This is a genomic window from Mesorhizobium sp. P3_A2 (assembly GCF_056403115.1).
This window is the reverse complement of record NZ_JBFUGC010000004.1, coordinates 219893-242514: the sequence shown is the minus strand read 5'-3', so window position 1 is coordinate 242514 and position 22622 is coordinate 219893. Positions and strand designations below refer to the sequence as shown.

Annotated in this window: 20 protein-coding genes; 7 read left to right on the top strand and 13 right to left on the bottom strand. The window is 63.7% G+C overall.

Annotated elements, in window-relative coordinates; translation table 11 throughout:
- Positions 1-125 precede the first annotated feature (125 nt).
- From AC1DXM_RS11450 to AC1DXM_RS11420, 7 genes are all read left to right on the top strand, one after another.
- Positions 126-1232 carry an ABC transporter substrate-binding protein gene (locus AC1DXM_RS11450; RefSeq protein ID WP_477233131.1) on the top strand — a complete coding sequence of 369 codons (1107 nt, stop codon included), beginning with the start codon at positions 126-128 and terminating at the stop codon, positions 1230-1232.
- Positions 1233-1295: 63 nt separating this feature from the next.
- Positions 1296-2210 carry an ABC transporter permease gene (locus tag AC1DXM_RS11445; protein ID WP_112559240.1) on the top strand — a complete coding sequence of 305 codons (915 nt, stop codon included), beginning with the start codon at positions 1296-1298 and terminating at the stop codon, positions 2208-2210.
- A complete protein-coding gene (locus AC1DXM_RS11440) occupies positions 2207-2998 on the top strand; it encodes an ABC transporter permease (protein ID WP_477233130.1) in 792 nt (263 codons plus the stop codon). The genes AC1DXM_RS11445 and AC1DXM_RS11440 overlap by 4 nt, the downstream gene beginning before the upstream one ends.
- Positions 2999-3028: 30 nt before the next feature.
- The gene (locus AC1DXM_RS11435; RefSeq protein WP_112559242.1) at positions 3029-4093 is read left to right on the top strand and encodes an ABC transporter ATP-binding protein; all 1065 of its coding nucleotides are present in this window, start codon (positions 3029-3031) and stop codon (positions 4091-4093) included.
- 149 nt (positions 4094-4242) lie between these two features.
- Entirely contained in the window at positions 4243-5796 is a 1554-nt protein-coding gene (locus AC1DXM_RS11430) for a cation:proton antiporter (RefSeq protein ID WP_477233129.1), read from the top strand.
- A 203-nt stretch (positions 5797-5999) separates the two neighbouring features.
- On the top strand, positions 6000-6908 hold the full coding sequence (locus tag AC1DXM_RS11425) for an endonuclease/exonuclease/phosphatase family protein (protein ID WP_477233128.1): 909 nt from the start codon (positions 6000-6002) through the stop codon (positions 6906-6908).
- 7 nt (positions 6909-6915) lie between these two features.
- Positions 6916-7761 carry an EamA family transporter gene (locus AC1DXM_RS11420; protein ID WP_477233127.1) on the top strand — a complete coding sequence of 282 codons (846 nt, stop codon included), beginning with the start codon at positions 6916-6918 and terminating at the stop codon, positions 7759-7761.
- On the opposite strand, the gene AC1DXM_RS11415 is transcribed toward AC1DXM_RS11420, so the two are convergent.
- From AC1DXM_RS11415 to AC1DXM_RS11355, 13 genes are all read right to left on the bottom strand, one after another.
- Positions 7748-8065, bottom strand: a complete 318-nt coding sequence (locus AC1DXM_RS11415; protein ID WP_477233126.1) for a Dabb family protein — start codon at positions 8063-8065, stop codon at positions 7748-7750. The two genes, AC1DXM_RS11420 and AC1DXM_RS11415, sit on opposite strands and share 14 nt — an antisense overlap.
- A 20-nt stretch (positions 8066-8085) precedes the next feature.
- A complete protein-coding gene (locus AC1DXM_RS11410; protein ID WP_477233125.1) occupies positions 8086-9714 on the bottom strand; it encodes a GMC family oxidoreductase in 1629 nt (542 codons plus the stop codon).
- Between the two features lie 10 nt (positions 9715-9724).
- On the bottom strand, positions 9725-10486 hold the full coding sequence (locus AC1DXM_RS11405; RefSeq protein ID WP_477233124.1) for a 3-ketoacyl-ACP reductase: 762 nt from the start codon (positions 10484-10486) through the stop codon (positions 9725-9727).
- Positions 10483-11985 carry a GMC oxidoreductase gene (locus tag AC1DXM_RS11400; RefSeq protein ID WP_477233123.1) on the bottom strand — a complete coding sequence of 501 codons (1503 nt, stop codon included), beginning with the start codon at positions 11983-11985 and terminating at the stop codon, positions 10483-10485. Before AC1DXM_RS11400 ends, AC1DXM_RS11405 begins: the two co-directional genes overlap by 4 nt.
- Positions 11986-11990: 5 nt before the next feature.
- Positions 11991-13106: an ABC transporter ATP-binding protein gene (locus AC1DXM_RS11395; protein ID WP_477233122.1), complete on the bottom strand. Its 1116-nt coding sequence runs from the start codon at positions 13104-13106 to the stop codon at positions 11991-11993.
- Between the two features lie 21 nt (positions 13107-13127).
- Positions 13128-14072 carry a carbohydrate ABC transporter permease gene (locus AC1DXM_RS11390; protein WP_477233121.1) on the bottom strand — a complete coding sequence of 315 codons (945 nt, stop codon included), beginning with the start codon at positions 14070-14072 and terminating at the stop codon, positions 13128-13130.
- The gene (locus AC1DXM_RS11385; protein ID WP_172224447.1) at positions 14069-15019 is read right to left on the bottom strand and encodes a carbohydrate ABC transporter permease; all 951 of its coding nucleotides are present in this window, start codon (positions 15017-15019) and stop codon (positions 14069-14071) included. Before AC1DXM_RS11385 ends, AC1DXM_RS11390 begins: the two co-directional genes overlap by 4 nt.
- Positions 15020-15173: 154 nt before the next feature.
- Positions 15174-16427, bottom strand: a complete 1254-nt coding sequence (locus tag AC1DXM_RS11380; RefSeq protein WP_477233120.1) for an ABC transporter substrate-binding protein — start codon at positions 16425-16427, stop codon at positions 15174-15176.
- Positions 16428-16487: 60 nt separating this feature from the next.
- Positions 16488-17999 (bottom strand): aldehyde dehydrogenase family protein, encoded by a 1512-nt coding sequence (locus tag AC1DXM_RS11375; RefSeq protein WP_477233403.1) that lies wholly within the window; start codon positions 17997-17999, stop codon positions 16488-16490.
- 10 nt (positions 18000-18009) lie between these two features.
- The gene (locus AC1DXM_RS11370; RefSeq protein ID WP_477233119.1) at positions 18010-18786 is read right to left on the bottom strand and encodes an enoyl-CoA hydratase/isomerase family protein; all 777 of its coding nucleotides are present in this window, start codon (positions 18784-18786) and stop codon (positions 18010-18012) included.
- A complete protein-coding gene (locus tag AC1DXM_RS11365) occupies positions 18779-20380 on the bottom strand; it encodes an acyl CoA:acetate/3-ketoacid CoA transferase (RefSeq protein ID WP_477233118.1) in 1602 nt (533 codons plus the stop codon). The genes AC1DXM_RS11370 and AC1DXM_RS11365 overlap by 8 nt, the downstream gene beginning before the upstream one ends.
- A complete protein-coding gene (locus tag AC1DXM_RS11360; protein ID WP_477233117.1) occupies positions 20377-21393 on the bottom strand; it encodes a Gfo/Idh/MocA family protein in 1017 nt (338 codons plus the stop codon). Before AC1DXM_RS11360 ends, AC1DXM_RS11365 begins: the two co-directional genes overlap by 4 nt.
- Positions 21390-22448, bottom strand: coding sequence for a LacI family DNA-binding transcriptional regulator (locus AC1DXM_RS11355; RefSeq protein ID WP_477233116.1), 1059 nt, complete (start codon positions 22446-22448; stop codon positions 21390-21392). The genes AC1DXM_RS11360 and AC1DXM_RS11355 overlap by 4 nt, the downstream gene beginning before the upstream one ends.
- Between the last annotated feature and the right edge of the window lie 174 nt (positions 22449-22622).

Below are 22622 nucleotides of genomic sequence, written 5' to 3'. Positions count from 1 at the left end.
CTGTTAAAAAGAGTTAACTTTTGGTGCCGCCGGGGGCCAGTTTCAAAAAGCTTTCATCTGGCTGTCACATGAAAAAGATACCGCATCGCAGGCGTCCAGCGACGCCAGTTCAACGGAGAGAACACATGTTCAAGTTTACGGGGAAAGTGCTTTCCCTATCGGCCGTCGCCCTCATGGCGACCTCTGCTATCTCGTCGGCCCAGTCCATGGATGAACTGGTTGCCGCGGCAAAGAAGGAAGGCCAGCTCACCACCATCGCCCTGCCGCATGACTGGTGTGGCTATGGCGCCGTCATCGACGGTTTCAAGGCGAAGTATCCGGAAATCACCATCAACGAGCTCAACCCCGATGCCGGCTCCGGCGACGAGGTCGAAGCCATCAAGGCCAACAAGGACAACAAGGGCCCGCAGGCTCCCGACGTCATCGACGTCGGCCTGTCGTTCGGCCCGACTGCCAAGGCGGACGGCCTTATCCAGGCCTACAAAGTGTCGACCTGGGACTCGATCCCCGACAGCGCCAAGGATCCCGACGGTTTCTGGACCGGCGACTACTACGGCGTGCTGTCCTTCCTGGTGAATAAGGATCTCGTCAAGGAAGCACCGGCTGACTGGGCTGACCTGCTGAAGCCGGAATTCGCCAACACCGTGGCGCTTGCAGGCGACCCGCGCGCCTCGAACCAGGCCATCCAGGCCGTCTACGCGGCCGGCCTTTCCGGCGGCGCGGCTGCCGGCGAAGCTGCCGGTACCGCCGGCCTCGACTTCTTCAAGAAGCTCAATGCCGCCGGCAATTTCGTGCCGGTCATCGGCAAGCCGGCGACCCTGGCTCAAGGCCAGACGCCGATCCTGGTGACCTGGGACTACAATGCACTTGCCGGTCGCGACACGCTGAAGGGCAATCCGCCCGTCGACGTCGTCGTGCCGAAGACGGGTGTCGTTGCCGGCGTCTACGTGCAGGCGATCAGTGCTTTCGCACCGCATCCGAACGCTGCCAAGCTGTGGCTGGAGTATCTCTACTCCGACGAAGGCCAGATCGGCTGGCTGAAAGGCTATTGCCACCCGATCCGCTTCAACGACCTTGCCAAGAACGGCAAGCTCCCGGCGGACGTGATGGCCAAGCTGCCGCCGGCTGAGGCTTACGCTGCGGCGGTGTTCCCGACGCTGGACGAGCAGGGCAAGGCAAAGGAAGCCGTCACCAAGAACTGGGATGCCGTCGTCGGCGCCAACGTCAAGTAAGGCTTGAAGCCAACCGGGCGGCCTCGCGGCCGCCCGGTTTTCCTCGGAGACGGTAGCCGGCGCATGACAGATCTCTCGCTTTCCGATCACGCAGTCGCCGGGAAGACCGCGCCCCCCAGCGAGGCGCGCGCATTGCGACTGCCGACGCAATGGCTCGGTGTCGCGCCATTTTTCATCTTCGCAATCATGTTCCTGATCTTGCCCACGCTCTATCTGATGCTGGGCGCATTCCAGAACGATGCCGGCGAATTCACGTTCGAAAACATAGCGGCGCTGGCGCAGCCATCGATTGTCGCCGCCTACTGGATCTCGCTCAAGGTCAGCCTTTCCTCGGCGCTGATCGGTGCCTTCGCAGGTCTCGCCATCGCCATCGCGATCGTGCGCGGCGGCCTGCCGGAGTGGATACGTTCGGCAACGCTAACCTTTTCCGGCGTTGCTTCCAATTTCGCCGGCGTACCGCTGGCCTTCGCCTTCCTCGCGACACTCGGACGGCTCGGTCTCGCGACGGTACTTCTGAACACGGTGTTCGGCCTCAACATCTACGCACACGGCTTCAACATCCTGTCGTTCTGGGGCCTGACGCTGACCTATGTCTATTTCCAGATCCCGCTGATGGTGGTCATCATCACGCCGGCGATCGACGGCTTGAAGAAGGAATGGGGCGAGGCCGCCGCGACGCTCGGCGCCACCCAGGCGCAATACTGGCGCATGGTGGTGATCCCGGTGATCTGGCCAAGCTTCCTTGGCACGGTCATCCTGCTCTTTGCCAATGCCTTCGGCGCCATCGCCACCGCTTATGCGCTGACCGGCTCCTCGCTCAACATCGTGCCGATCCTGCTCTATGCGCAGATCCGCGGCGACGTGCTGCACAATGCGCATCTCGGCTATGCGATCGCCTTCGGCATGATCGTCATTACCGGTCTGGCCAACGTCTTCTACATCTGGTTCCGAACCCGCTCGGAGAGGTGGCTGAAATGAAGTCCGGCAAATTCTGGGCCTGGGTCGTCTTCATCCTCGGCGCGGCCTATTTCTTCATTCCGCTGATCGCGACCGTCGAATTCTCCATGCGCATGCGTCGCGGCGCCTATTCCTTCGACGCCTATCAGATCGTGCTGGGCGATGCCCGCTTCCAGGCGACGTTCATGTATTCGGTGATTGCCGCGATCTTCACCATCATCCTCGGCGTGCTGATCGTGGTGCCTGCGGCCTACTGGATCCGGTTGCGCATGCCGCAGCTGAGGCCGGTCGTGGAGTTCATCACGCTGCTGCCGCTGGTCATCCCGGCCATCGTCATCGTCTTCGGCTATATCAGGATGTACGGTTCGAATTCGCCGCTGCCGTTCCTGGCGACCGACATGGGTACAAATGCCTTGCTGGTCATCGGTTATGCGATGCTGGCGCTGCCCTACATGTACCGCGCCGTCGATACCGGCCTTCGCACCATTGATGTCAGGACGCTGACGGAAGCGGCGCAGATTCTGGGCGCCGGTTGGGGCACGATCATTGGTCGAGTGATCCTGCCCAATGTACTGATCGCGGTGTTGTCGGGCGCCTTCCTCACGTTCGCCATCGTCATTGGCGAATTCACCATGGCCAGCCTGCTCAACCGACCCGCCTTCGGCCCCTATCTGCAAAACGTTGGCGCCAACCGCGCTTATGAGCCGGCGGCGCTTGCCATCATCGCCTTCGCCATCACCTGGGGCTGCATGTCGCTGATCCAGATCCTGTCCCGGTTCGCGCCGAGATCGGCGAACCGCCCGAACTGATCGACAAAGTACTGATCGAAAGAAAAAGCCATGGCCGAACCATTCCTCTCCATCCAGCATGTGCGAAAATCCTTCGGCGCCACCACTGTGGTCGAGGATTTCAATCTCGATGTCGAGCCGGGCGAGTTCGTTTCCTTCCTCGGGCCGTCCGGCTGCGGCAAGACCACCGTTCTGCGAATGGTCGCCGGTTTCGAAGAGCCGTCGGCGGGCAAGATCGTCGTTGCAGGCAAGGACATCACGAGGCTGAAGCCAAACCAGCGCAATGTCGGCATGGTGTTCCAGGCCTATGCGCTGTTCCCCAACCTGACGGTGGCGCAGAACATCGGCTTTGGACTGAAGGTCGCCGGCATGCCCAGGGCAGATATTGATGCCCGCGTTGCCGAGATGCTCGACATCATCAAGCTGCCGCAGATGGCCGACCGCTATCCCTACCAGCTCTCCGGCGGCCAGCAGCAGCGCATTGCGCTGGCGCGGGCGATTGCGCCGAAGCCGAAGCTTTTGCTCCTCGACGAGCCGCTGTCGGCGCTCGACGCCAAGGTTCGCGTGTCGCTGCGCGAGGAAATCCGTTCCATCCAGAAGAAGCTTGGCATCACCACCATCTTCGTCACCCATGACCAGGAAGAGGCGCTGTCGATCTCGGACCGCATCGCGGTGATGTATGGCGGCAAGGCCGAGCAGGTCGGCACGCCGTTCGAGATCTACAATCGCCCAGCAACCAAGTTCGTCGCCAATTTCGTCGGCACGCTGAACGTGCTCGAAGGCAAGGTCACCGATGCCGCGGCCGGCACGGTGCAGGTCAACACGCAGGAGGTCTCGCTCAAGGGCAAGCTCAACGGGTCGAAGTCCGGCGACATGCTGTCTCTGGCGCTGCGGCCGGAGGCGATTTCGCTGGGACGCCAGCCTGGCCGTGACTCCAGCCTGTCAGGCGAAATTTCCGAAGTGCACTTCCTCGGCTCGGTCATCCGGGTTCGCGTCGGTATCGGCGGTAACACGGTCTCGCTCGACACATTCAACAGCCCGGCAACGCCGCCGCCGGCAGTCGGCGAGAAGGCCGAGATATCGTTCTCGTCGAGCGATATGCTGGTGCTGCACTAATAAAGCAGCATCCTCAGGAAAACTGAGGCGGTCGATTCAAGCCGGTGCGATGAGCGGCTGCAGGCCAGAGCCGGAAGCGTACTGGACAATCAACAGCATCTTGCCATCCAGCCACTGCCCACGATGCCGCTTCGCCGCTACCATGGGCCATGGCGCTTTTCGAACTGACCCTTGTCCTGCTTCTGGCCGCCGTCGCGCTGACGGCGCTGTCGCGGCGGCTGGAAATTCCCTATCCCTCCCTGCTGGCTCTGGCCGGGGTGGCGATCGCCTTCGTGCCAGGCGCGCCGACGATCGAGATCGATCCGGAACTGGCGCTTGCGCTGTTCATCGCGCCGGTGCTTCTCGACGCCGCCTATGACACCTCGTTGCGCGACCTGAAACGCTACCGGTTGTCGCTGGCGCTGCTGGCGCTTGGCGCCGTTGTCTTTACCACCGTGGTGGTTGCCTTTGTCGGCTGGAAGATGGCCGGCCTGCCGATCGCGGCGGCAATCGCGCTTGGCGCCATTGTCGCGCCGCCGGATGCCGTGGCGGCCAGTGCCGTTCTCAGCCAGTTCAAGGTGCCGCACCGCATAACGGCCATCCTGCAGGGCGAGAGCCTGCTCAACGATGCCACCGCGCTCTTGATCTACCGGCTGGCGGTTTCGGCGGCGCTCGGCACGATCATGCTGAGCAACGCCATTCCGGTGATCCTGCTGGCAACGATCGGCAGTCTGGTCGCGGGCCACGTGTTCGGCCGGATCTCGCTGCTGACGCTTGGCCGCATCGAGGACGCGGCGAGCAGCACGGTGGTGCAGTTCGCCGGAACCTTTGCCGTCTGGATCATCGCCGACAAGCTCGGCCTTTCCGCCATCATCACCATCGTCGTCTATGCCATCACCATTGCGCGCAGGGCACCCCGCCGCATGTCGGCGCGGCGCCGCGTCAGCACCTATTCGGTCTGGGAATCGGCGGTGTTCGTGCTCAACGTGCTGGCTTTCGTGCTGATGGGCCTGCAGGCACGCACGATCGTCGGCAGGCTTGCTGGCGACGGGCAGGGCGAAGCCTTTCTCTTTGCCGGAACCGTGCTGGTCGTCGTCATCGTCGCGCGGCTGGTCTGGGTGGGGAGTTACGTAGCCATTATCCGCTGGCTTGCCCGCCTCGGCAGCCAAGAGGCAAGGCGCGATCTGCCGACATTTGGCGGCGCCGTGCTGGTCGGTTGGTGCGGCATGCGGGGGCTGGTGACGCTGGTTGTGGCCATTGCCCTGCCGGCCGATTTTCCCCACCGCGACCCGATCGTGCTTGCCGCCTTCGCTGTGGTGCTGGGCACGCTGGTGCTGCAAGGCATGACCCTGAAGCCGCTGCTGCGCTGGATCAACTTCGCCCCGGACAGAACGGTCGACAACGAGGTGGCGCAGGCGCGTGTCGCCGTCATGCAGGCCGCACTCGATGTGCTCAGCCGCAAGACCTCGGCGGCGGCTGCCGTCGTGCGAGAACAGTATGAAGCTCAGCGCGTGATCGCGGAAAACCCGGACGATGCACAGGCCGCCACCGAATACGACCGGTTGCGCCTCTATGCCATCAACCGCCAGCGCGACACGCTCGAGGAGCTGCGCCGCAACGGCACGATCGGCGACGAGGCCTATCACCGGCTGGAGGAAGAGATCGACTGGGCGGAACTGGCCGCATCGCCGGCGGGCCGGTTCCAGCCGCTGACGACAGACTAGCGCCAATTTCGCGCCATCACTTTCCACGGCGCGCCTCGCGGCGTTTTCCGGCGTGCGGAGGATACCGAGCCGGGCGGGAATCGGTGCATGATGGCGCAGCAAGGGCGGGGAGGCTTCTGGCACAAGCCGCTTCCATTCTCGTGCACATTGCAACCAATCTGCCGAACCGCTACTGCCAACAGCGAAACTGAGCCGGATAAGCAATGAAGCTGGTCAGCTACAACATCCAGTACGGGTTTGGCGGTGACGGCCGCTACGATCTGACGCGCTGCGCCAGGCTGGTCGAGGGCGCCGACATCATTGCGCTGCAGGAGGTCGAGCGGCATTGGCAGCGGAGCAATGAGGACGACCAGCCGGAGATCCTGTCGAGGCTGCTGCCGGACTATCATTGGGTTTACGGCCCGGCCTTCGACATGGACGCAAGCGAGCGGCGCGATGGCCGCATCGTCAACCGCCGCCGGCAGTTCGGCACCATGCTGCTGTCGAAGCTGCCGATCGTCTGGTCGCGTCTGCACGCGCTGCCGATGCGCCGCACGCTGAGGCCGCTCAACACCCGCAATGCCGCGCTTGAATGCATGATCCGCACGCCGGCCGGCCCAGTGCGTTTCCTGTCACTGCACCTCGCCCATATAGCAGTGGAGGAGCGGCTGGAGCAGATCGACTATCTGCTTGCCGAACATCGCCGTGCGCCGTCCGAGGGTGGACCGTGGAGCGGCATTGATGACGAGCCTTCCCGCAACTGGACCAGCGGCGAAGGCGAGCCGGAGAATCCTCATGCGGCGATCTGGATGGGCGACTTCAACATGGAGCCGGGCAGCGTGGAATATCGCCGCATCGTCGGCAGCGCGCCCTATCACCGCGCCGCCGCCTATCTCGACGGTTTTGTCGATGCGGTTTCCATTGCCAGCGAGCCGACTGCTGACTTCCACACCCATGTGAAGACCATCGACGGCAAGGTGGCAAAGCGCCGGCTCGATCATTGCTTCGTCGGCGGCATATTCGCGGACCGCGTGCGATCGGTCAGCGCCGATGTCGGCGAGGTGGCCTCCGATCACTTCCCCCTCCGGGTCGATATCGATCTCGAAACGCCGTTGGGCTCGGGAGGTCGGTGAGCCCTCGATGACGCTTTTCGTCTTCTTCGCGGTGCTTGCCGCAGCCGCAATGCACGCGATCTGGAACGCGCTGGTCAAGGTGCATCTCGACCGCTTCCTGTCCATCACTCTGATGACGCTGGGCATGGGGGTTGCCGCGCTGTTCGTGCTGCCCTTCGTCGAGTTTCCGAAGGCCGAAGTGTGGCCCTACATCATCGCCTCGGTGATCTTTCACATGGGCTATCGGACCTTCCTGATCGGCGCCTACAAGGCCGGTGATTTCGCCCAGACCTATCCGTTGGCGCGCGGTACGGCGCCGCTGCTGACCGCGCTCGGCGGCGTTGTCGTGGTGCAGGAGATGCCGGCGCCGTTCGCCATCCTCGGCATCCTTTTGCTGTCGGCTGGCACGCTGGTGATGTCGTTTCGCGGCGGCGCGCATCTGGAGCGGATCAATTTGCGCGCGGTGGCTTTTGCGCTCGGCACTTCGATCTTCATCGCCAGCTATACGCTGTCCGACGGCAGCGGCGCGCGGCTGGCGGCGACGGCGCAGAGCTACGCCGCATGGCTGTTCGTCTGCGATGCCCTTGGCGCGCTGGTGCTGTGTCTCATCTTTCGCGGGCCCAAGGCACTGCCCGTTCTGGCGCGTGACTGGAAGGCCGGGCTGTTCACCGGCGTGCTCAGCGGTGCCGCCTACTGGATCGTCATGTGGGCGATGACCAAGGCGCCGATCGCATCGGTGGCGTCGCTGCGCGAGACCTCGATCCTGTTCGCCATGATGATCTCGGTCTTTGCGCTGGGCGAAAAGATGACGGGCTGGCGCGGGGCTGCCGCGCTCAGCATTGTTGCCGGTGTCGTGGCGCTCAGGCTGGGCTGATCTCGAGATCGAACACCATCAGCCCGTCGGTACCGCCTTCGAGTGCGGCGACCAGTCGGGCGCCGGCGCGCTGATGCGCTTCATGCACCAGGTAGGCGTCGCGGGCAGCGGCATCGCGAAAGTCGATGGTGAAGCCATGGCTGAAACCGCACGCGAATGGCTCCGGGCTGACATTGGCGCTGAAGTGGACCGTGTCCATGCCGTCGATTACCTGGCGCAGCGCTTCGAGGTCGGCGTCAATCGCCGACCGCTCGGCGTCGAGAACATCACCGCGGAATTTAACGAAGACGCAATGCCTGATCATTGAGTGGCTCTCCCGAATGACTATGCGGCGCGATTGCCGGAAAACACCGCTGGCGGCAGCGGCTCGCGGCCAAGGATAATATCCGAGCCCTTTTCGCCGACCATGATGGTCGGCGCATTGGTGTTGGAGGAGGGTACGCGCGGCATCACCGAGGCATCGCAGACGCGCAAGCCCTCGATGCCGCGCAGCCGCAGGTCCGGTGTCACCACGGCCATATCGTCATGGCCCATGCGGCAGGTGCCCACCGGGTGATGATCGGTCTTGGCGGTGCGGCAGGCATAGTCGAACAACTCGTCATCGCTGGCGAGCGATGGGCCGGGCAGCACTTCGCGCAGCACGTAAGGCGCTAGCGCCTTCTGCCGCATGATTTCGCGCGCGAGTCTCAGCCCCTTGATCGACATGGCGCGGTCATAGGGATCGGACCAGTAGTTCGGATCGATCAGCGGGTGGTCGGCCGGATCGCCGCTCTTCAGCCGCACCGTGCCGCGCGAGCGCGGGCGCAGGAAGGCCGAGTTCAGGGTGACTCCCGGATTGTTCAGCTTTTCGACGCCGGCCTCGATGCCGGAGCCCAGTCCGAGATGGAACTGGATGTCGGGCGAGGCGGCGGTCGGGTCGGCGTACCAGAAGCCGCCGGTTTCGAACAGGCTGGACGCGACGGGTCCCTTCTTCAGCAACAGATACTGCAGGCCGGCCCATGCCGTGCGGTGCAGTTTGGCGTAGTTGTCGTAGGTGTGGTCGCCGGTGCATTCGGCGATGACGAACAGGTCGAGATGGTCCTGCATGTTGGAGCCGACGCCGGGCAGATCATGCACCGGCGTCACGCCGACCGATTTCAGGTGATCGGCCGGACCGATGCCCGACTGCATCAACAGCTTCGGCGAACCGATGGCGCCGGACGAGACGATCACTTCGCGTTCGGCGCGCAGGATGGTCTTCTGGCCGCCGGGTTTGTCGACGATCTCGACGCCGATCGCGCGACCTTTCTCGACGACGATGCGGGTCACCAGCACATCGGTCCTGACGGTCAGGTTCTTGCGGGCGCGGATCGGTTTCAGATAGGCGACCGAAGCGGATGAACGCCGGGCGTCCTTCTGGGTCAGCTGGTAGTAGCCGACGCCTTCTTGGGCAGCGCCGTTGAAATCCGGGTTGAAGGGGATGCCCATCTCCTGGCCGGCACGGAAATAGGCCTCGCAAATCGGCAGCGGCGAAATCGGGTTCGACACGCCGAGCGGCCCCTGGTCGCCATGAAAATCGTTGGCGAAGCGCTGGTTGTTCTCGGCCCGCTTGAAATAGGGCAGCACGTCCCGATAGCCCCAGCCCGCGAGGCCCTCTTCCTTCTCCCACGCGTCGTAGTCGCGGGCGTTGCCGCGCGTGTAGATCTGGGCATTGATGGAGGAGCCGCCGCCGACCACCTTGGCCTGTGTGTACCAGAAGACGCGATCCTTCATGTTCTTCTGCGGCACAGTCGACCAGCCCCAGGATGCGATGCCCTTGGTCATCTTCGCGAAGCCCGCCGGCATGTGGATCAACGGATGCCAGTCCTTGCCGCCTGCTTCCAGCAGCAATACCGAATTGCCCGGATCCTCGCTCAGCCGGTTGGCGAGAACACAGCCGGCCGGGCCGGCGCCAACGATGATGTAGTCGGTCATGGCCTCACCCTTACAATCGCGGCACGGACAGCGCGCCGTCGACATTGATGATCGAGCCGGTGGAAAAGCCGAGCTTGCCGGCGGCAAGCGTCGCCACCACAGCGCCGATGTCGGAGGCTTCGCCCCAGCGTTTTGCCGGCACAAGGCCGCTATCGATCAGCGCGTCGTATTTGGCGGTCACGCCAGCCGTCATGTCGGTGCGGATGATGCCTGGGCGCAGCTCGAACACGCCGATGTTTTCCGGCGCGAGCCGCAGCGCCAGGTTCTTCACCCACATCGAAAGGCCGGCCTTCGAGATGCAGTAATCCGAGCGTTCCGGTGAGGCCATTTCGGCGCTGACCGAGGTGATGGTGATGATCGACTTTGGATAGTCGCCCGGCGTGGCGAGCATGGCCTTGGCGACGGCCTGGCTGAGGAAGACGGTGCCGCGCAGATTGATGTTCAGCGCGCGGTCGAAATTTTCGGGCTTCAGCTCCAGCAGATCGCCACGCACCACGGCGCCTACGCCGGCATTGTTGACGAGGCAGTCGATGCGGCCGAAGGTATTTGTCGCAGCATCGACCAATGCAGCGTGACCATCGAGGTCGGCGATATCGCAGCTGGTATAGGCGAACTTCGCACCCCGCGCCGCGATGTTCTCGGCGAGCCCATCCGGCGATTGTTCGGCAAGGTCGGCGACGAGGACATCGAAGCCGGCGTCGGCCAGCGCCTCGGCGCAGGCCAGCCCAATGCCGCGTGCACCGCCGGTGACGATGGCGGAAGGGCGGGTCATGCCGCGAGGTCCGTCTGACGGATATGCTCGGCGACCCGCAGCGCTTGTGCTGCAATCGACAGTGCCGGGTTCACCGCTGCCGAGTTCGGCAAAAAGCTGCCATCGACGACAAACAGGTTTTGGTGATCAAACGCACGGCAGAAGGGGTCGAGCGGCGAGGTCGCCGGATCGTCGCCCATCTTGACTGTGCCGCACTGATGCGACGGCGTGCGCTTGTCGAAGGGGCGCGACAGCACGATGGGATAACCGCAGGCGCGGAAGTTTTCGCGCATCACCTTGGTCAGCCCGTCGAGCGACTGCATGTTGGAGCGCCGCCACTGCATGACGATGTCCTTGCCGTCGACCATGATGCGGCTTTCCGGATCGGGCAGGTCTTCGCACATCAAATACCAGTCGACGGCATGGCCGGCCATGTAGTCCAGCGCGAATTTCGGCACGGACTTCACATTGGCCTTCAACATGTTGCCGTCGATCTTGCCGAGCAACTGGACGTTGCCGAGCGGTTTGCCGCCCTTGCCGTCGGAGAGATAATAGTCGTTGAGCATCAGCGTCTTCTGGTAGACGCTGTCGTTCCTGCGGCGCGGATCGATCGCCAGCATGGCGCTCGAATTGTGGTTCATGAAATTGCGGCCGACCTGGTCGGAGCGGTTGGCAAGGCCTTTGCCATTTGACGAGGGCGAGCGCAGCAGGACGACCGCGGAATTGACCGCGCCGGCGGACAGGATGACCAGCTTCGGCGCTACTTTCTTCAGCTCGCCATTCTGCCGGTAGTGAATGGCAGCAATGGTTTTTCCGTCCGGCGCCGCTTCGAGATACTCGACATAGCAGCCGGTTTCGAGCCGTATGTTGCTGTCCTTGAGTGCCGCCGTCAGTGGTCCAGTCTGGGCGTCGACCTTGCCCTGGCCGGTGTTGGGGAAAGCATCCCAGCCGGTCTTGCCCTCCTTCAGCCAGGTGTCGATGTCGACGCCGAGCGGCAGCGAGGCCGGATGCAGGCCAAGGCTCTTGAGCTCGGCGCGCGCGCGCGCGATCGGCGCTTCGTCGGGCACCGGCTTGAAGGCATAAGGGATCGAGTGAAACGGTTCGGTCGGGTCCTCGCCCAGCGAGCCGCGGACGCGAAACAGCTGCTCGGCTTTCGAATACCAGGGCTCGAATTCATCATAGGAAAACGGCCAGGCCGGCGAGACGCCGCCGAAGTGCTCCATCGCCGCAAAGTCTTCCTTGCGGTAGCGGATCAGCACCGCGCCGTAGAATTTCGAATTGCCGCCGACATAGTAGTAGTTGCCAGGGTTGAAGGCCGCACCGTCGGCCTCGCGCCACATCTCCTTGGGACGGTAATGGCCGTCGACGAAGATCGAGCGCGTGTCGCGGGCATGCGGCGTTGCCGGCAAGGGCTCGCCGCGCTCCAGCATCAGGATCGATGCGCCGCTGCCGGCCAGACCGGAGGCGATCGTGGCGCCGCCGATGCCGGAGCCGATGATGACGATGTCCGGATTTGTCATAGCCGTCAGCGAATGCGGTTCTCGGTCGCCGGATCGAAGAACACTGCCTTGGTCAAGTTGAAGGCGAGCGGCGTGCTGGTGCCCGGCTGGATGTTGGCGTCGGCGCGCAGCCGCGCCACAACGGGCTTGCCGCCGAGATTGGTGACCGCGAACGTGTCGGAGCCCGCAGGCTCGACCACTTCGATGTGCAGGTCGGCGGTGGCAATGTTGGAGGCGTTGCGTTCGGCTCCCTCCGGATCGGTCAGCGCTTCCGGCCGGACGCCGAAGATGATCGGCTTGCCCTGGAACGCCGAGAGGCCCGTCGGCGCATTGGCCATCGGCAGCGTGATCGGCTCGCGCGCCTCGCGCTGCAGCACGACGGACAGCGCATTGCCCGAGGTGGCGATGGTCGCCGGGATCAGGTTCATAGCCGGCGAGCCCATGAAGTCGGCGACGAACAGGTTGGTGGGGTTGTTGTAGATCTCGGCCGGGGTGCCGAACTGCTGCACCTCGCCGTCGCGCATGACGGCGATCTTGGTGGCCAGCGTCATCGCCTCGATCTGGTCGTGGGTGACATAGACGATCGTCGTGCCGGTGGTGGCATGCAGGCGCTTGATCTCGATGCGCATGTCGACGCGCAGCTTGGCGTCGAGGTTGGACAAGGGCTCATCGAACAGGAACAGTTTGGGGTCGCGCACCAGCGCCCGGCCCATGGCGACGCGCTGGCGCTGGCCGCCGGAAAGCTGGCTCGGCTTGCGCTGCAGGAGGTGGCCGATCTGCAGCACCTTGGCCACCTTGTCGATCGCCTTCTGGCGCTCGTCGGCCGGCACGCCGCGCATCTCCATGCCGAAGGAGATGTTCCCGGCCACGGTCATGTTCGGGTAGAGCGCATAGCTCTGGAACACCATGGCGATGTCGCGCTTGGAAGGATGCAGATCGTTGATGGCGCGGCCGTCGACGCGGATCTCGCCCTCGGTGATCTGCTCCAGGCCGGCAATGGTGTTGAGCAAGGTGGACTTGCCGCAACCGGACGGGCCGACCAGCACCAGGAAGCCGCCCTTTTCGAGCTCGACATCGATGCCCTTCAGGATTTCAACATTCCCGAAGCGCTTCTTCAGCCCATCAATTTCCAGAAAAGCCATGGGTCGTTCCTTCCTGATAGCTCAGCCTTTGACCGCACCAGCCATCAGCCCGCGCACGAAATAGCGGCCGGCGACGACATAGACGATCAGGGTGGGTAGCGCCGCGATCATCGCGGCCGCCATGTTGACGTTGTATTCGACGACACCGGTCGAGGTGTTGACGACGTTGTTGAGCGCCACCGTCATCGGCATGGAGTCGCCGGTGCCGGCATAGGCCGAGGCGAACAGGAAGTCGTTCCAGATGTTGGTGAACTGGTAGATCACGGTGACGACGAAGATCGGCATCGAGTTCGGCAGCATGATGCGGCGGAAGATCTGGAAGAAGGAGGCGCCGTCGACCTGTGCGGCCTTGATCAGCTCGTTCGGGAACGCCTCGTAGTAGTTGCGGAAGAACAGAGTGGTGAAGCCAATGCCGTAGACGACGTGGACGAAGACCAGATTGACCGTCGGGTTGCCGAGGCCGAAGCTGGTGCCGACCGAGTTCTGCAGCGAGACACCGAAACGTCCCAGGCTGCCGAGGATGGTCGCCATCGGCAACAGCACCGACTGGAACGGAATGAAGCAGGCAAACAGCATCAGCCCGAACACCAGCGTTGCGCCGCGGAAACGCCATTTGGTCAAGACATAGCCGTTGAGCGCGCCGAGCATGGTCGAGATCAGCACGGCCGGAACCACCATCTTGATGGAGTTCCAGAAATAGCCCTTGATCCCGGCGCAGGTGAGGCCGACGCAGGTCTCGCCCCAGGCCTTCAGCCAGGGGTCGAAGGTCGGCGCCTTGGGCAGCGCCAGCATGTTGCCGTTCTGGATCTCGTCCATGGTCTTGAACGACGTCACCAGCATGACGAACAGCGGCATCAGATAGAACAGAGCAAACAGCGCCAAGAGCCCGTAGATGACGATGCGGTTGAGGGTCTTGGTGCTCATGCCGCTAGAGGCCTGGCGGGCAGGGGTGGCGACAGCGCTCATCGCGGCTTCTCCCGCAGTTCCGAATAGAGATAGGGCACGATGATGGCGACGATGGTCATCAGCATGATCACCGCACTGGCCGAGCCGACGGCCATTTCGTTACGCTTGAAAGTGTACTCATACATGAAGTTGGAGGGCAGCCAGGCCGAGCCGCCGGGGCCGCCGCTGGTCAGCGCGACGACCAGATCGTAGGACTTGATGGCGAGGTGGGCGAGCACGATGAAGGCCGACAGGAAAATCGGCCGCAGCAGCGGGATGACGATGCGGCGGTAGAGCTGGAAGGTTGTGGCGCCATCGATCTGCGCCGCCTTCATGATCTCGCCGTCAATGCCTCGCAGGCCGGCCAGGAACATCGCCATGATGAAGCCGGAGGCCTGCCAGACGCCGGCGATGACCACGGTGTAGATGACGAAATCCTTGTTCTTGATCCAGTCGAAATGGAAGCTCGTCCAGCCCCACTGATGGAGGGTCTGCTCGAGGCCGAGACCGGGGTCGAGGAACCATTTCCAGGCAACGCCGGTGACGATGAAGGACAGCGCCATCGGGTAGAGATAGATCGGCCGCAACACGCCTTCACCGCGGATCTTCTGGTCGAGCAGGATGGCCAGGAACAGGCCGAGCGCCAGGCAGATGGCGATATAGAGAAAGCCGAAAATGCCCATATTGGTGATCGACGTGTACCAGCTCGACGGCGGGTCGGTGTCGAAGGTCCAGCCCCACAGCCGCTGATAGGCGCGCGAGCCGGTGATGACATAGGACGGGAAGGTCTTGGAATTGGTGAAGGACAGATAGATCGTCCACAGGATGAAGCCGTAGACGAACACGATGGTGATGGCGAAGCTCGGCGCCAGCACGATCTTCGGCAGGGCGTCCTGCAGGCGCGAGCGCACAGAAGCGCGCGGCCGCTCCGGCGTCAGCTTGATCTGTGTTGTCGCTACACTGCTCATGAGGCTCCTCCCGTTTCGGGTCGTCCGTGCTCTGCCGTCAGGCGGCAAGGCGGCCCCGTGCATACGGGTCCTTGGTCGGCATGGTGTTCAGGCCGGCCAATCCTGAGGTGAAACCTTCCCCGCCGAAGCGGGGAAGGTGGTTTAGGCATAGCGCTTACTTGGCGTCGTCGATTGCCTTGACCAGTTCGGTCACGGCTTCGTCCGAGGTCTTGATCTGACCATGGACGAACTTCGAAACGACGTCCTTGTAGGCATTGGCGACCGCCGGAGGCGCGCCGTAGCCCTGGGCCAGCGAGCCGAACAGCGTGCCGCCTTCATTGGCAGCCTTCAGGTCGGCGATGCCCTTCTTGCCGCACGCGTCGAAGTCGGTGTCCGGAACGTCGGTACGGGCCGGAACCGAACCCTTGACGACGTTGAAGGCCGACTGGAAGCTCTTCGACAGCGTGGCGGTGGCCAATGCGACCTGGGCGGCCTTGCGGTCGTCCGGAACGTTGAACATGCCGAACATGTCGGAGTTGTAGATCACGGAGCCGTCGGTGCCCGGGAAGCGATAGCACAGGAAGTCCGTGCCCGGCGTTTTCTTGGCGGCGTTGAACTCACCCTTGGCCCAGTCGCCCATGACCTGCACCAGGGCGTCGCCCTTGATGACCATGGCGGTGGCAAGGTTCCAGTCGCGGCCCGAGAAGTTCGGGTCGACATAGGTGACGAGTTTGGCAAGATTGTCGAACGACTTCTTCATCGTGTCGGACTTGAGCGACTCGTCGTCGAGGTCGTTGAAGGCCTTCTTGTAGAACTCAGGTCCACCGGTCGACAGTACGACCGAGTCGAACATGGTGGCTTCCTGCCAGTTCTGGCCGCCGAGAGCGAGCGGGATGACGCCAGCCGCCTTGGCCTTGTCGAGCAGGCCAACGAAGTCGTCGAAGGTCTTCGGCTCGGCGCCGCCGATCTTGTCCATCACCGCTTTGTTGATCCACAGCCAGTTGACCGAGTGGACGTTGACCGGAGCCGCGACCCACTTGCCGTCGTAGACGGAGAACTTCTGCAGGGCTGCCGGAACCGACTTGTCCCAGCCTTCCTTCTTCGCGGTCTCGGTGAGGTCGCCCATGACGCCGGCCGCTGCGTAGTCGAGCACGGTGTAGCCGAGCATCTGCGATGCGGTCGGGTAGTTGCCGGCCGCGACCATTGCCTTCAGCGCGGTCATGGCGGCGTCGCCGCCACCGCCGGCCACCGGCACGTCCTTCCAGGCATAGCCTTCCTTGGCCAGGTCGCCCTTGAGGACGTTGAGAGCAGCCGCTTCGCCGCCCGACGTCCACCAATGCAGCATCTGCACTTCCTTGACGTCCTCGGCATGGGCCGAGAAAGCAAAGGTCGTCGCCAGAGCCGTTCCGATAAGCAGTTTGCGCAACATGTACTACCTCCCTTTGTTGCATTCACAAAACCGACGGATGCCCGCCGGGCTCTTCCAAACTCAGCCGACCCACCAACCGGTGCGCTGGCCGCGATGAAACTGGATTGTTTTTTCCTCGGTATAGTCCTCGACAGCGCGTTTGCCGAGTTCGCGTCCGACACCGGACTGCTTGTAGCCCCCGAATGGCAGCTCGGGGTAGCCTTCCATGAATGTGTTCACCCAAACCGTCCCCGAACGCACACCACGCGCCACCGACATGCAAGTGTCGATGCTGGCGCTCCACACCCCTGCCGAGAGACCATAAGGCGTGTTGTTGGCGATGTGCAACGCCTTTTCAATCGATTCAAAAGTCAGCACGGAAAGCACCGGCCCGAACACTTCCTCACGCGCAATAGCCATGTCCTCGGTAACGCCGCTAACAATGGTTGGATCGAGGTATTGTCCGGCATTGGAGGCCCGCTGCGCACCGCCGCTGTAGACATTGCTGCCGCCGCTTGCCGCTGCCGTAACGTAACCGGCCACCTTGGCCAGATGGTCCGACGAAATCATCGCGCCGACCTTGGTGCGGTCGTCGAGCGGATCGCCTACCGTCACTTTAGCGGTGAGGGCCTTCACGGCGGCGAGGAAATCGTCGGCGATCGCCTCATGCACGATCAGCCGGCTGCCGGCATTGCAGCACTCACCGGCGTTGAAGAAGCCGCCGAACACCGCAGCGTCGGCGGCTGCTTTGAGATCGGCATCGGGGAAGACGATCTGGCCGTTCTTGCCGCCGAGCTCCATCGAGATTTTCTTCAGCGACTGCGCGGCTGCAGCCATGGTCATCTTGCCGACGCGGGTCGAGCCGGTGAAGGACACCATCTCGACCAGCGGATGGCTGACCATCGGCGCACCGACATCGGCGCCCAGTCCCGCAAGGATGTTGACGACACCGGCGGGCAGGCCGGCCTGCATCAGAATATCGCCGAGCAGGAAGGTCGAGGCCGAGGTCATTTCGCTGGGTTTGACCACCGCCGTGCAGCCGGCGGCGAGCGCGAAGGGGAGTTTCTGGCTGACGATGAGGAAAGGGAAATTCCACGGCGTAATGATCGAGACGACACCGATCGGTTCGCGCACGACCACGCCCAGCATGGCGTCGCCGAGATTGGCGTAGCTCTCGCCATGCAGCGTGCGGGCAAGCGAGGCGGCATAGCGCCAGATGTCGACGGCGCCACCGATCTCGCCGCGCGCCTGAGCGATCGGCTTGCCGGATTCCAGCGCATCGAGCCGGGCGATGTCTTCCAGCTGTGCCTCGATCAGGTCGGCCGTCTTGAGCAGGATTGCGGCGCGTTCGGAGGCTTTCATGCGCGGCCACGGGCCGGTCTCGAAGGCTCTGTGCGCGGCCTGCATCGCCGCTTCCACCTCGGGCTCGCCGGCCTGCGCATAGCGCGAAACGGTGAAGCCGTGGCCGGGGCTGTTGCGCTCCAGCGTGCGGCCATCGTGGGCATCGACATGCTTGCCGTCGATCAGGAGCTTATAGGCCTTCGGCGCCCTGGACGCTTCAGTCGGCATGGAAATGTTGAGCGGTGCGTTCATCATGCTTTCTCTAGGATCTTGAAAAGGCCGGCTTCTGCTTGGCCTTGAAGGCGCTTACGCCAGCCTTGAGGTCGCCGGTCAGCGCAATGAAGCCACTGGCCAGGGCTTCCGTTGCTGCGGCACTTTCCTCGCCTTCGGCGACTGCGATCATCAGTTTGGCGGCTTCGGTTGCGAGCGGTCCGCGTTCGGCGATTTTTCCTGCCCACACCTTGGCTTCGGCGAACGCCTGACCGGTCTCGACCACGCGGTCGACGATGCCGAGGGCGAGCGCGTCGGGGGCGGCAAAGACTTCGCCGCCGAGCGCCATGCGGCGGACGATCTGGGCGCCAAAGCGGCGCACGGCGCGTTGCGTGCCGGACCAGCCGGGGACAACGCCGATCGAGGTCTCGGGGAAGCCGAGCTTCACCTGCGTTTCTGCGACGCGGAAGTCGCAGGCGACTGCCAGTTCCAGCCCGCCGCCCAGCGCATGGCCGGACAGCACCGCAATGGTCGGTTGCCGGAGCCTTGCCAGCCGGTCGAAGACGCGGTGGCCATAGCGCACCCATTGCACCTGGAAGTCGGCGGCGCTCATGCCACCCCAGGCCTCGACGTCGCCGCCGGCGCAAAAGCCTTTGCCTTCGCCGCGGACCAGCACGACGCGCACGCCTTCAGCCATCTCGGCTTCGTCGAGCGCGGCTCCGAGAGCGCGCAGCATCGGGATGTCCAGCGCGTTGAACTTTTCAGGCCGGCGCAGCGTGACGATACCGATGGCGCCGTCCTGTTCGAAAGTTACGAGGCGCTCAGTCATGTGCGCCTCCGAGCGAAGCGCCGCCATTCAGCGACAGGCCGATCGGCCGATCCTGGTAGAGGGCCGTCGGCGTGACCTTGAGGTCGTTGGCGACGCCGAGCGGTGTCTCGGACTGCGCCAGCACGTCGCGCTCGAGGTCGATGCCCGGCGCCAGTTCCGTCACCATCAGGCCGTCCGGCGTCAGCTTCATCACGCAGCGCTCAGTGACGTAAGTGATGTCCTGCCCCTGCGCGACAGCACGCTTGCCAGAGAAGGAGATGTGCTCGACTTCGTTGACCACCTTCTTGACCTTGCCTTCGGTGTCGATGCGGATGCCGCCTTCGGCGAGCGACAGTTTCGCACCGGCATTGAAGAAGCCGGAGAAGACGATCTTCTTCGCCCGCGCGGTGATGTCGACGAAGCCACCGGCGCCGGCGGTGACATGCGGCCGTGCCGACAGCTTGGAGACATTGACCGAGCCGTGGCGGTCGATCTGCAGGAAGGATAGCAGCGAGGCGTCGAAGCCGCCGGCCTGGAAGTAGATGAACTGGTGCGGCGAGGGCATGATCGCCTCGGCATTGGAGGCGCAGCCGAACTTGAAGTCGAGCAGCGGCACGCCGCCGACAGCGCCTTGTTCGATCACCCAGGTGACCTTGCCGTGCTGGCCTTCCTCGAGGAGGATGCGTGGCACGTTGGCGGAGATGCCGAAGCCGATGTTGACGGCCATGCCGTCGCGCAATTCCATGGCAACGCGGCGTGCGATGACCTTCTGGACGTTCATCTCGGCGTTGCGGAAGCTCGACAGCGGCCGGAAGATCTCGCCTGAAATCGCCGGATCATAAGGCGTCAGCGTCGTCTGCAACTGATCCGGCGCCACCACGATATGGTCGACCAGAACGCCGGGCACGCGTACATCGTGCGGCTTCAGCGTGCCGTTCTCGACCACGCGCTTGACCTGCGCGATGACGATGCCGCCATTGTTGCGGGCAGCGAGTGCCTGTTCGAGACCGCCGAGATAGGCGCCTTCATGCTCATAGGTGAGGTTGCCGCGCTCGTCGGCGGTGGTGGCGCGGATGATCGAGATGTTGGGTACGATCGCGCGGAAATAGAGCCATTCCTCGCCGTCGAACTGCTGCACCGAGACGATCGGCTCGCTGGCGGCCGCGTTCATGGCGCAGCCCTGGTGGCGCGGATCGGCGAAAGTGTCGAGGCCGACCTTGGTCAGCACGCCCGGCCGCTTGGCGGCGGCCTCCCGATGCATGTCGAACAGGATGCCGGACGGCACATTGTAGGCGGCAACCGAATTGTCGCCGATCATTTTCCAAATCTGCGGCGGCTCGGACGAGGAGGGGCCCGAGGGATAGGAGCCGCAGAGCGTGCGCTTCAACAGGCCGGGCTTGGCCAGATGGTCGATGCCCTTGATGCCGTACATGTCGCCGGCGGCGATCGGGTGCAGCGTGGTGATGTTCTTGGGATGACCTTCGGTGTCGAAGCGCTCGCCGATGGCGGCCAGCACCGCATCCGGGCAGCCGAGGCCGCTCGACGAGGAGACGGATACGGTCATGCCGTCCTTGATCAGGCCGGCGGCCGCAGCGGCGGAGACGAGCTTGCTCACTTGGCACTCCCGAGCTTGGGATCGATTGCGACCGCCTTGCCGGATTTCTCCGACTGCAACGCCGCTTCTGCTGACGCAAGCGACCAGACGCCGTCCTCGCCGGTGGCGGAGGGCTGGCCTTTGCCGCTGATGGCGGCGTGGAACTGGCGCAGCGATCGGACGTAGAGGTCTTCGTGGTCGAAACTCAGTTCCTCCTCGCCCTTGGCTGTGCGCAGCAGCACCGTGCCGACCGGCTTTTGCGTCATCACATTTTTGCCGATCAACGAGCCTTCCGAACCATGCACCTCGAAGCCGGTGTCGGCGAACTTTGTGGTGAAGCCTTCATGCGACTGGGCAATGACGCCGGACTTGAAGCGCCAGATGCACATGGCGCCGTCTTCCAGCCCACTGCCGGCCATGCCGGCCGACTGGGTGAAGGCGGAAATCTCGATCGGGTCGTCGCCAAGCACGAAACGCAGCGTGTCGGCATCGTGCACGGTGATGTCGAGCACCACCCCGCCGCCGGCCTCAGGTTTGGTGATGCGCCAACCCTGCAGGTTCTCCGGCAGGTAGACGGCATGGAAGACACGCGCGGCGATCGGCTTGCCGATGCGGCCGGCTGATATGGCATCGCGCATGGCGCGGTGGGCGCCGGCATTGCGCAGATGATGGTTGGTGCCAAGCACGATTCCGGCTGCCTTGGCGGCGGCGACCATGGTGCGCGCATCGGCGCTGGTCAGCGCCAGCGGCTTTTCGCACAGAACATGCTTTCCCGCCTTGATGGCGGCCAGCGCCTGTTCGAGATGAAGTTCATTGGTGGTCGAGATGTAGACGGCGTCGATGCCGGCGCCGAGCAGGTCGTCGAGTGTCGAGACGGCAAGCGGAATGTTGTTTTCCGCGGCATAGGCCTTGGCCCGCTCCGGGCTGGAGCTCATCACCGCTGATATCTCGCCACCCTCTTGCGCACGGATGGCGTTGATCATGAACTGTTTGGCGATCGTGCTGGCGCCGATCAATCCCCATCTGACGCTCATGCCGCGTCTCCCATTCCTGCAGGCGTGTTCCGGGCGCGGCGATCGGGACCGCAGCTTTCCCTGACGACCAGATTGACGGCGCCGATATGGTCCTCGGCACGCGTGGTGCGCGACTGGATCATCTTCAGCATGACATGCGCGGCGCGCTCGCCAAGGCCTGCCGTGTCCACCGAGACGCTTGTCAGCGCCGGCATGTAGTGCTCGGCCTCGACCACGTCGTCGAAACCGACAACGGCGAAATCCGCGCCGGGCTCCAGCCCGCGCTTGCGCAGCGCCAGCATGACGCCGAAGGCAACGGCGTCGTTGAAACACAGCGCCGCCGTCGGCGGCTCGGGCATGGCAAGGGCGGTTTCCAGGCAGGCGATGCCGCCCCTGCGGCTGGTCTCGCCTTCGACGACGAGCACGTCTCGCCTGGCGATGCCCAATGTTTCGCAGGCTTCGCGAAAGCCGCCCAGGCGCTCCTGATAGACGACCAGATCGGACGTGCCACCGAAGAAAGCCAGCCGGCGATGGCCCTTGCCGATCAGATGGGCGGCCGCAAGGTACGCGCCGCGATGATTGTCGGGCGCGATCACCGGGATGCGGCTGTCCGGCAGGCGGCGCATCGCGAAGACCACCGGCACGCCGGCCGTCTCGATGCGGCGGAAGGCGCCCGGCGTCGTGCCGCGCGCCGGCGACACGATCAGGCCTGCGACGCCCTGTTCCATCAGCGACTTCAGCACTTCTTCCTGACGAACAGGATTTTCCGCCGTGTTGGCGATGAACGGCACGATGCCGGCCGACTGGAAGACACGCTCCATGCCGACCGCCAGCTCGGCGAAAAAGGGGTTGGTGAGATCGTTGATGACCATGCCGATGACGTTGGAGTGGGCCTTGCGCAGATTGGCGGCGCCGCGGTTGTAGACATAGCCGACATCCTCGATCGCCTTGCGAACCTTGACCGCGGTCTCAGGCCGGATCAGCCCTGAGCCTTGCAGCACGAGCGACACCGTCGATTTGGACACACCGGCCTCGCGGGCGATGTCCAGGATCGTTGCCTTGGGCCGGCTGGCCATACGGGTGGTTTCCTCCGCCTGGATTGGCAAATCTATTGGAACGTTCTAATCACTGTGCCAAACGAGAGTCAATCGGGATTCTGGAGAGGATCGAAAAATTGATGAATGTGATGTCTGGCAAGGCTCTTGGCCTCTTTTCGGCATTTGGACCGGTTCAATCTCAGGAATCATAAA

Coding starts and splice junctions, on each gene's coding strand:
- AC1DXM_RS11395 (WP_477233122.1), bottom strand. CDS start 13,106: ATGGCTTTTCTGGAAATTGATGGGCTGAAGAAGCGCTTCGGGAATGTT.
- AC1DXM_RS11445 (WP_112559240.1), top strand. CDS start 1,296: ATGACAGATCTCTCGCTTTCCGATCACGCAGTCGCCGGGAAGACCGCG.
- AC1DXM_RS11360 (WP_477233117.1), bottom strand. CDS start 21,393: ATGAGCGTCAGATGGGGATTGATCGGCGCCAGCACGATCGCCAAACAG.
- AC1DXM_RS11375 (WP_477233403.1), bottom strand. CDS start 17,999: ATGAACGCACCGCTCAACATTTCCATGCCGACTGAAGCGTCCAGGGCG.
- AC1DXM_RS11425 (WP_477233128.1), top strand. CDS start 6,000: ATGAAGCTGGTCAGCTACAACATCCAGTACGGGTTTGGCGGTGACGGC.
- AC1DXM_RS11430 (WP_477233129.1), top strand. CDS start 4,243: ATGGCGCTTTTCGAACTGACCCTTGTCCTGCTTCTGGCCGCCGTCGCG.
- AC1DXM_RS11415 (WP_477233126.1), bottom strand. CDS start 8,065: ATGATCAGGCATTGCGTCTTCGTTAAATTCCGCGGTGATGTTCTCGAC.
- AC1DXM_RS11440 (WP_477233130.1), top strand. CDS start 2,207: ATGAAGTCCGGCAAATTCTGGGCCTGGGTCGTCTTCATCCTCGGCGCG.
- AC1DXM_RS11405 (WP_477233124.1), bottom strand. CDS start 10,486: ATGACCCGCCCTTCCGCCATCGTCACCGGCGGTGCACGCGGCATTGGG.
- AC1DXM_RS11380 (WP_477233120.1), bottom strand. CDS start 16,427: ATGTTGCGCAAACTGCTTATCGGAACGGCTCTGGCGACGACCTTTGCT.
- AC1DXM_RS11420 (WP_477233127.1), top strand. CDS start 6,916: ATGACGCTTTTCGTCTTCTTCGCGGTGCTTGCCGCAGCCGCAATGCAC.
- AC1DXM_RS11370 (WP_477233119.1), bottom strand. CDS start 18,786: ATGACTGAGCGCCTCGTAACTTTCGAACAGGACGGCGCCATCGGTATC.
- AC1DXM_RS11390 (WP_477233121.1), bottom strand. CDS start 14,072: ATGAGCGCTGTCGCCACCCCTGCCCGCCAGGCCTCTAGCGGCATGAGC.
- AC1DXM_RS11400 (WP_477233123.1), bottom strand. CDS start 11,985: ATGACAAATCCGGACATCGTCATCATCGGCTCCGGCATCGGCGGCGCC.
- AC1DXM_RS11385 (WP_172224447.1), bottom strand. CDS start 15,019: ATGAGCAGTGTAGCGACAACACAGATCAAGCTGACGCCGGAGCGGCCG.
- AC1DXM_RS11355 (WP_477233116.1), bottom strand. CDS start 22,448: ATGGCCAGCCGGCCCAAGGCAACGATCCTGGACATCGCCCGCGAGGCC.
- AC1DXM_RS11435 (WP_112559242.1), top strand. CDS start 3,029: ATGGCCGAACCATTCCTCTCCATCCAGCATGTGCGAAAATCCTTCGGC.
- AC1DXM_RS11410 (WP_477233125.1), bottom strand. CDS start 9,714: ATGACCGACTACATCATCGTTGGCGCCGGCCCGGCCGGCTGTGTTCTC.
- AC1DXM_RS11450 (WP_477233131.1), top strand. CDS start 126: ATGTTCAAGTTTACGGGGAAAGTGCTTTCCCTATCGGCCGTCGCCCTC.